Origin of the sequence: Arthrobacter subterraneus, assembly GCF_900099735.1 — a bacterium.
Lineage (GTDB): Bacteria > Actinomycetota > Actinomycetes > Actinomycetales > Micrococcaceae > Arthrobacter_D > Arthrobacter_D subterraneus.
The window spans coordinates 1-7,706 of the sequence record NZ_FNDT01000041.1 but is presented as its reverse complement, the minus strand read 5'-3'; the positions used below and the strand labels follow the sequence as shown (position 1 = coordinate 7,706).

At 58.8% G+C, this 7,706-nt stretch carries 9 protein-coding genes; 3 read left to right on the top strand and 6 right to left on the bottom strand.

The window, feature by feature from the left end:
* Positions 1–27: 27 nt before the first annotated feature.
* Positions 28–201: a hypothetical protein gene (locus BLS52_RS18615; RefSeq protein WP_175460237.1), complete on the top strand. Its 174-nt coding sequence runs from the start codon at positions 28–30 to the stop codon at positions 199–201.
* Here the strand turns inward: BLS52_RS18615 and BLS52_RS17890 are convergent.
* Positions 198–542, bottom strand: coding sequence for a hypothetical protein (locus tag BLS52_RS17890; protein WP_139186328.1), 345 nt, complete (start codon positions 540–542; stop codon positions 198–200). The genes BLS52_RS18615 and BLS52_RS17890 overlap by 4 nt on opposite strands.
* Between BLS52_RS17890 and BLS52_RS19175 the strand changes: the two genes are divergently transcribed.
* Entirely contained in the window at positions 423–1,685 is a 1,263-nt protein-coding gene (locus tag BLS52_RS19175) for a DUF6804 family protein (protein WP_425425054.1), read from the top strand. The two genes, BLS52_RS17890 and BLS52_RS19175, sit on opposite strands and share 120 nt — an antisense overlap.
* 134 nt (positions 1,686–1,819) lie before the next feature.
* Here the strand turns inward: BLS52_RS19175 and BLS52_RS17880 are convergent, their stop codons facing one another.
* The 4 genes from BLS52_RS17880 to BLS52_RS17865 all read right to left on the bottom strand — a co-directional run bounded on the left by BLS52_RS17880 (position 1,820) and on the right by BLS52_RS17865 (position 5,785).
* Positions 1,820–2,755: an endonuclease/exonuclease/phosphatase family protein gene (locus tag BLS52_RS17880; RefSeq protein ID WP_090588518.1), complete on the bottom strand. Its 936-nt coding sequence runs from the start codon at positions 2,753–2,755 to the stop codon at positions 1,820–1,822.
* 127 nt (positions 2,756–2,882) lie between these two features.
* Positions 2,883–3,419, bottom strand: coding sequence for a GNAT family N-acetyltransferase (locus BLS52_RS17875; RefSeq protein ID WP_090588511.1), 537 nt, complete (start codon positions 3,417–3,419; stop codon positions 2,883–2,885).
* Between the two features lie 379 nt (positions 3,420–3,798).
* A complete protein-coding gene (locus BLS52_RS17870; RefSeq protein ID WP_245702940.1) occupies positions 3,799–4,518 on the bottom strand; it encodes a GIY-YIG nuclease family protein in 720 nt (239 codons plus the stop codon).
* A gap of 85 nt (positions 4,519–4,603) precedes the next feature.
* Entirely contained in the window at positions 4,604–5,785 is a 1,182-nt protein-coding gene (locus BLS52_RS17865; RefSeq protein ID WP_090588516.1) for a DNA cytosine methyltransferase, read from the bottom strand.
* A gap of 539 nt (positions 5,786–6,324) precedes the next feature.
* Here BLS52_RS17865 and BLS52_RS18405 point away from each other — a divergent pair.
* Positions 6,325–7,254, top strand: coding sequence for a hypothetical protein (locus BLS52_RS18405; protein WP_139186327.1), 930 nt, complete (start codon positions 6,325–6,327; stop codon positions 7,252–7,254).
* Positions 7,255–7,403: 149 nt separating this feature from the next.
* Here BLS52_RS18405 and BLS52_RS18610 read toward each other — a convergent pair whose 3' ends face one another.
* Positions 7,404–7,571, bottom strand: a complete 168-nt coding sequence (locus BLS52_RS18610; protein ID WP_175460236.1) for a hypothetical protein — start codon at positions 7,569–7,571, stop codon at positions 7,404–7,406.
* Positions 7,572–7,706 lie beyond the last annotated feature (135 nt).

The window sequence follows — 7,706 nt, the reverse complement described above, 5'->3', positions numbered from 1 at the left end:
TTGAACGGGAGGCACTGAGAATCGGGGGTGAACCTGATCGATTCTCATGAAACAAGCACCATAAACTGCACTGAAGATAACCGCGGGCAATGGCGCATCGAACGCACGAAACTCGAGGACTACATTGCTGCCGCCTACACCCGCACCGCCGACGCCCTCCGCCGCGGCGAACTGACAGAGGAAACCACTGACCAGGCCTAACCCCACCCGGCGGCTGGCTGGTTCTCGTCAGGGTCGGCCGGGGTGACGGAGCTGCGCCACACCCAGCCCTCCCGGTGGATTCTGATCTTCGGCTCAAAGAACCAGATCCGGATCGCTGTTGCTGTCCACGCGGTGGCGTGGGCCTGCACCAGGTACGCCTGCGAGGGGTAGCGGATCCACACATTTACCCGCCGTGAGGGGTGGAAATCCCGGGCAGGATGATGCTCCAGGTCAAGCTCGGCTTCGGTGAGCATGATTGGTTCTTCGCGCATCACGAGCTGCTCGATCCACTGATCCAGCAGGCGGTCATAATGCCGGCGATATCGTGCGTTTTCACCCACCGCCACCATTCCTCCACCTCAGCTGCTGGCGGCACGCCTTCGGCGAACATGGCTTTCCTCCCACCGGCTCGGTCCGTAGGCTTGATCACCAGATGTCGGTTCCCGTACGTTTCCCCCCATTCGTACGGGTGCCGGCATCGCCTTTTCCATCCGTCATCCTGCACATTAAAATTAGAACACGTGTTCTATCAGGTGGTGCTGACTAACGTTGATCTGGTCCTCGACCTAGCGACGACCTGTCCACAGCCGAACATCGGACGTTCAACCCCCTGTGGAGGGCGAAAAGGACAGAAGAATCACTCTCCTTGGGGCAGATCGTGCGTTTTAGTATTGAACATGACCTCCAGCGCTGATCGTCCAGAGGATGCGCGTCGCATTATGCAGGTGCATGTAGGTACCCCAGGAAACTTGTCGATGGAGGCCAAGCAGGAGGTCGTTTTACGCGGAGATACGGCGGTGCAGGCTCAGCTACGAAACGAAGGCCTAATCGAAGTTGCGAGTTCTCAGGGATCGGCACCCAGCGTCGTGCCAGTCCAGCTCTTAGTAGGAACGAGCCTTATGGCCAAATATCCCGGCCTTCAGTGGGTGCCCTTGGATACCTGGATTTATGTGCGTTCGCTGACGGTTTGTGCCGCTGCGGTCCCAAAAAGTGCCGGGAGTGACGCCGCACAACGCTTACCTGCAGCGACTGTGCAGCAGCCGCCCGTTCCAATCGACGGTGTTCCCTACGAGTCACAGGGTTTTGACCCATATCTGCATGCCACGAGGCGGTACCCTGCGGCTCCTGGGTACACAGAAAAGCAGCTAGATGGGGTGCCTCTCGTTACGGTTTATCCGGGAATGGCTCCGGCGGTTATCGGGGTCGTATTTTGCGTGTTGACGATCCTCGGTGGGCCTTACGAGTTATATGTGGTCGCCCGGTGGGCTGTGACCGCTGCGGCTGTCTGGATGGCAGTTCTTGCTAACTCGCTAGCTGGAACACGCTGGGTTCTCATATTTACGGCCTTTGCCGTTGTTTTCAACCCCTTCATTCCGGTGGATTTCCCTCGTGAGTTTTGGATTCCCATAGACACAGCAGGCGTTGTCATATTTTGGATGGCTGGGGCGAAGTTTCGAGCATCGAAGGTGGTGCCGCCAGCTTAGACGCGGTCTTTAGAGCATCGTTCATCTCTTCGAGGGCGAGTTCCCGCTGGTCGGGCGGCTGGCCGGGCATTCAATTGGTCCGCTCGACTCGCGGCGGGTGAGAGGCAGAAGGGTAGCTGAGCAGCGGGTGAAGCTCAGGTGCTGAATTCTGCCCAGAGGGGGTAGTGGTCGGAGATCCGCCAGGACACCTCATTCTTCGTTAACCCTGTGAGGATGTGGGGGAGGAAGTCGACGTGCCCGGCGCGGCCGGTGTAGGTGAGGGTTTGGAGCATGCTGGTCCCGTCTGGTTTGGAGAACCAGGCGATCTGGTCGTAGTAGTGCCTGGTCTTGTCGTTGTCGAAGATGGTGCGCGGCACCGTGTCCAGCTCGGTCGGTGCCCACAGTCCGGTGGACACGAACGCCTCATACAACGGGTCGCCGATGCGGTCGAGGTTGAAGTCTCCCAGGACGAGGAGGTTTTCGTTCCAGTCATCGGGGCGTTCGGCCCAGTCCCGCATCCACTGGGCGAACGCTGTCACTTCGGGCAGCCGGTCCGCGGGCCTGTCACCCCACAGCACGTGCACGCTGGTCAGCACGAACCCGGCCTGGCCGCGGGTGAACCCGGCCGCGTACGGGGTCCGGGCGAACTGGGCTACCGGGCCGTCGGTTCCGGGTGGTAGGACGATCTCACCGACCAGCCCGGAGGGCTGGACCCGGGCCGTGTCGTACAGGTAGGTCAGGCGTTCACCGTTACCGGCGGAGCCTTCGGTGACATCGGAGGTGATGAACCGCCATTCCGGGCCCAGCAGGCCCATCAGGTATTGCAGGGCGGTGGTGTTCCGGCGGACCTCCTGCATGGCCAGCACATCGAACCGGGACGCGATCTCGGCGATGCACGACATGGCATGGAGGTCCCGTTTCGGGGAATCCCGGGATCCGGCTGTCCACTTCTCGGTCAGATCCCCGAACGCCCGCACATTCCAGGTCCCGATCAGAAGATTCGAGTCGTCCTTGTCCGGCACAGCGTTCTCCAATGCCGCCCGCAATCGGCCCACGTCCCGGTCCACGGCAGCGGGAGGATCGCTCGTCATGGATCCCATCGAATCACACGGCTGGGGAGGGGTCGGCGACCTGGTGTCTGGTGTATCCGTTGGTGTCGTGTCCGGTCGCTGGTTCGAGCTGGTTAAACGCCGCGGAGAGCTCCTCAGCGATGTGAGATCACGGAGCCACGTCCTCTGCGAGAAAAAGTTCACAGTTCGCGTTGTAATAGCTGTTCGTCGTCCCCTGATGCTTCATCCCGATGCGTCTGCAGACATTCTGGGAAGCCGAATTTTCAGCAGATGTGGCTGCGATGACTCGGTGAAGTCCCTCTCTGAAACCGTGAGCAAGTACCGCCGACGCCGCTTCCGTGGCGTATCCATTTCCCCAGAAATCAGGATGAAAGTGCCAGCCGATCTCCGTTTCTCCGGAAGGCTGGAGCGGTGGTTCGCCAGATGCAGGTATCCCCTTCAACAGGATGGTCCCTACAAGTCGGGCATCCTCTAATCGCTCGACGGCCCAAAAACCGTGGACAGAATGATTGAGTTCTCGACACTTAGCTATCAGCCGGTCGGCTTCGGACCGATCTTCCATCATTCGCGGAACCAAACCGATGAAACGCTGAACCTCCCAGCGCGAGTACAGATCGTAAACGAAATTAGCGTCCTCCGGCTCCCACGGGCGAAGTGATAAACGATCAGTCCTCAGGGTACGCATCCGACAATGATCCCCGAAACCACGGCGGATTCGACGCCTTGGAACACGACGTGTTGCCGGTAAAGAGCGCTGAGCTAGCCGTATGCGGGCGTTGCTGTAAAGCCTTGACTACCGGACAGGTGCCCTTTGTCGTATCCGAGCTTTAGTCGCGCGTGACTTTTCGTTGTGTGCGGTGCGGCATTCCGCACACCGGCATCCAACGTCGTAACGGTAGGGGGTGCCGTGTTGCGCGTCGGGCTGCACTAGAGACTGGTCCGAGCGGACCTTACGCATGTATTCAGAGTGCTTGGCAGCATGTGCGGCCCGGCAGCGCTCACAGCGACAGTGATGGTTCCCATACCCGTTGGTTGTGCCGTGGCGGGGATCATCGGGTGCCAGTTCACTCATCGTCTACAGACTCCATTTCATCTGTATCGGTTTCACCGTCCGGGTCGGATTGCTCGAAGAGGACCGTGCCGACCAGTTCCTGGATGTTGATGGCTTCGGCAACCGGTGTCGGACGTCCTTCGGCTTGAGCGAGACGGACGGCTGAGATGTATGCCAGACGGACTGCTTGCACAACGATCACCCGGCGCAAGCCTTCGGTGACCTCTCCTCGTTCGCGAGCGACGGCTGTCAGTCGCGCGATCGTTTCTGCGCGCCTAGCGATGCGGATATCAGGGTGACCGCGCTCTGCACGAGTTTCGTTGTCGACAAGTTTCCAACGTAAGGAGGATGGCATGGCGACGCGATCCGAAACTGGCGGGATCTTCTCGTTGAGGATGGCCTTGAACCGCGAGTTCGCAATCGCATCAAGATAGGCACTGTACTCAAATGCGTCGAGCTGCTTTTTGGCTTCCTTGTTCCCGCCGGCAACGTCTTCTAGCTCCCAGATAGGCCATACTTCAACCTCCGCCACTTCGAACACATCAAGAATCCGCATAGCCACAGCATCCGTACGCTGATTGGTTAGGTGGCGTCTGATTCTTGTGCGCAGCTGTTCGTTCGTTTGACCGACGTAAATGGGTTCGCCGTCGTAGTCGTAGAAGGCGTAGATGCCCCACTTCGCGTCAACCCATTTACGACCCTCCCCGTCGGTTGCGCGTTGAAAATCATCCAAGGATTCCCTGAACCGTCGGACATCATCGGCTGGAAGACTCTTTTTGACGGGCTTTCGTGGCCGGGGAGTGTGTGATGCTGCGCCCTTACTGGACAAGGGACACCGCCGAAGAACGCACCACCGAAGAATCCTTGACCAACGGCATCAGATAATGCTTCCCAAGCCACTCGACGGCCGGCACTGCGACTGCGTCGCCGAAGGCAAAGAGTGCCTGATTCGTGCGGGCTCCTATGAGGTTGTAGTCTTCCGCGCCCATAAGCCTTGCGTATTCCAATGGTGTCATCCAACGGACATGCACCCGGCTGTTGCCGACCCTCACGACGGCCTGCTTTGAGGACCCTCCACGCGCCGTCCGAAGACACCCCGATATGTCATCCGGTCGCACTTCCCACGTTGCAACACCATTCCTGGTGCGACGGTATGCCGTCCGGTATGTGACACCAGAAGCTCGTCGTAGGGCACTTAGCCGGCTTGCTTGTACAGGAGAGAGCGACTTGATGAAGGCATCGGTTCGCTCCTTGTCCCACCAGCGCTCATCGGCTACGGGCATTGTCTCTATGTAGTCGTCCAGGCCAGCTGTCAACGGGGCCGGTAACTCCGGTAACTCCATCTGATGGGTTTCGAGGGTGTCATCACTGAAAACCCACGATAGGTAGTCCGGTCGCAAACTGGAGTCAGGGGTTGCTGCGCCCTCCGGAGGGTTCTGTGCACCGACGAGAAACAGGCGCGGCCGCGACTGCGGAATGAAACGTCGGGCGTCGATGACTAGGACATCCACGGAATATCCGAGGTCATTGAATGCACGGATCGCGGCGGCGAGGTCATCGCCTCCGTGGCTAGTTGCCAGTCCGACGACGTTCTCAAGGACTGCTACGGCTGGGCGGTCGTCGTCGAGGTCGCGGAGGACTTCGATGAAACCCCAGAATGCGTTTGATTCTCCAGCGCGGATGCCACCTCGCGACCCGGCGAGGGAGAGGTCTGTGCAGGGAGATGACCCCCAGGCAAGGGCAGCATCCCTGGGTAACGCTGCCCGGTCAACTGCGAAGACGTCCCCGAGCTCAAAGGTATGTGGGTTCCCCAGTTCGTCGTCTCTGAAATGGGTGGAATACATGGCGTGTTTGTCGGGTTCGTAGTCGTTCGCCCAAGTCACACAGAATCCAGCTCGTTCCAAGCCCATTCGAGCCAGTCCCACGCCGGCGAAGAACTCCAAGACCTTAGGGCGGGCGCTGGTGATGGCGGTGACGTTATCAGGGAAGGGCGCTGGCATGCATCTAACATACGGCGCCTGCATGGAGAGGACACCTCAACGCGCGGGCCATAAGCACATGATCACTGCTTAGCCTCGACCGAGGCAGGGGGTTAAAGACCGAATGCCCTACTTCCGAGTGGTTCAGGCTGTCCGACCCCTTGTCGGGACCTGCTGTTCGGTAGGGCATGCGGCTTTGTTGATAGCTGCGCATGGAGCTAACCTTCCGGTTCCCCAAAAGGGGATGCCACTGGAAGATCAGACACCACGCGGTATCTAGCCCTACCCACATCTCCGAAGGCTGTCCGACCCCTTGTCGGGACCCTCTCAATAAAAGCGGGACTACATACTCCATTGTAACATAACCCGCTATAGACTGTCAAAACTCCACTATAAACTCTACCATGCAGACCCCCTACAGTGCAACATACCGACCGGATACCAATGCGTAAACCGGTAAAGCACCCTTACACTTGCACCCAATCGACACCGTGGTTTGCAGCCGGTAGCATTAGATATCCATATATTGCCACATATCACCTATGACGGATGGCCACGTGATGACCGAGCTCGCAGCAGGGAAAACGCCGCATTACAAGGAACCCAGCGACGACAGCCTGGAGATCGCACGCCTCATTAAGGGACGTTTAGGAAAGCGGGACCGCGCCCCCATCCGGGTGGCATTCATCGGTTCAAACGATTCGGTGCGAGAGGCTGGGGAAAATCCACCGCTGGCCCGGCTTCTTCGAGGAGGGCGCGGCGGGGAAGTGCGATTGAAGCTTGAGCTCAGTTTCTTATGGTTTGCAGTAAACCCACCGCATGACCTGTCTTACCCGGCGCGTGTTTGGGCTCTTCTCTTAGGCCTGGACGATCCTGAAGGGCGGGGTACAAGGCGGGTACGGCAAGCAATGTCAGCACTGGAAGCAGCCGAACTCATTTGGATTCGGACTTCTCCTGGGCAGCCCAGCAGGATCACACTGCTCGATGAAGGCGGATCAGGCGATCCCTACAAGCTGCCCGGCGACGCCTACAACAAGGCCAGGGGTACCGGAAATGAATGGCGACACCGTTACATTCAGGTGCCTGACACTCTCTGGACCAACGGATGGATTGCAACACTGTCAGGAGCAGCTGTCGCCATGCTCCTCGTGCTGTTCGCAGAGCTAGGGCAACGTGATCACCGGACTGTAGACCTATGGTTCAGCCCATCGCACGCGCAAAAGATCTATGCGATCAGCGAAGACACAAGAAGTAAAGGCCTCCGCGAACTCCGGGGGGCTGGCCTGATCAGTGCGCGAAAGAAGCCGGCATCACGAGATGCACTCGACTTCCGGCGTCTACGCAACACATACCGTCTTGAACTCGACAAGCTCAACGAACGGGCACTAGTGCCCGTGAATATCAACCCTCCGCGAGCGATGACGCCGAGTCAAACCAGGGCAGAGGAACTTCTGCAAGGATTTGCCAAACGGGTAGGCGACGCAAAGTGAAGCACACCGCGTCAACGGGCTAGTTACCAGCTCTGGCTTAGAGCGGAGGGTTGAGTGCTTGCGTTGGTCAGGTGGTCCTTAGAAGTTGAGAGGTTCCAAGCCTGTAGAGCCGTTTCGGTAAGTCACTTATGTAACCGAGCGACGCCTGTTTAGGGGGTCGGGGCATCGGCAACAGACTGGGGCGGTACACGCCAGGCACGCACTGCGGCGTACTCCTCTTCGTTGGCCAGGTGCCGCACTAGGTATTCGACCCACGCCGCTGTGTAAATGTACTGCTCGAACGTTCCGTTGTAGTGACAGAACTGCGGCTTCGTCACGGTCCGATCCGCCGAATTTGAAGGAGGTCGCACCCCATAAAAGGGACTGCTGAAGGTTTGGTTGACTCCTGACCTGTGAGGATTAACCTCGCGGGTGGAAGGATGTTCATCATGCCCAAGGCCTTTCCCGAAGAG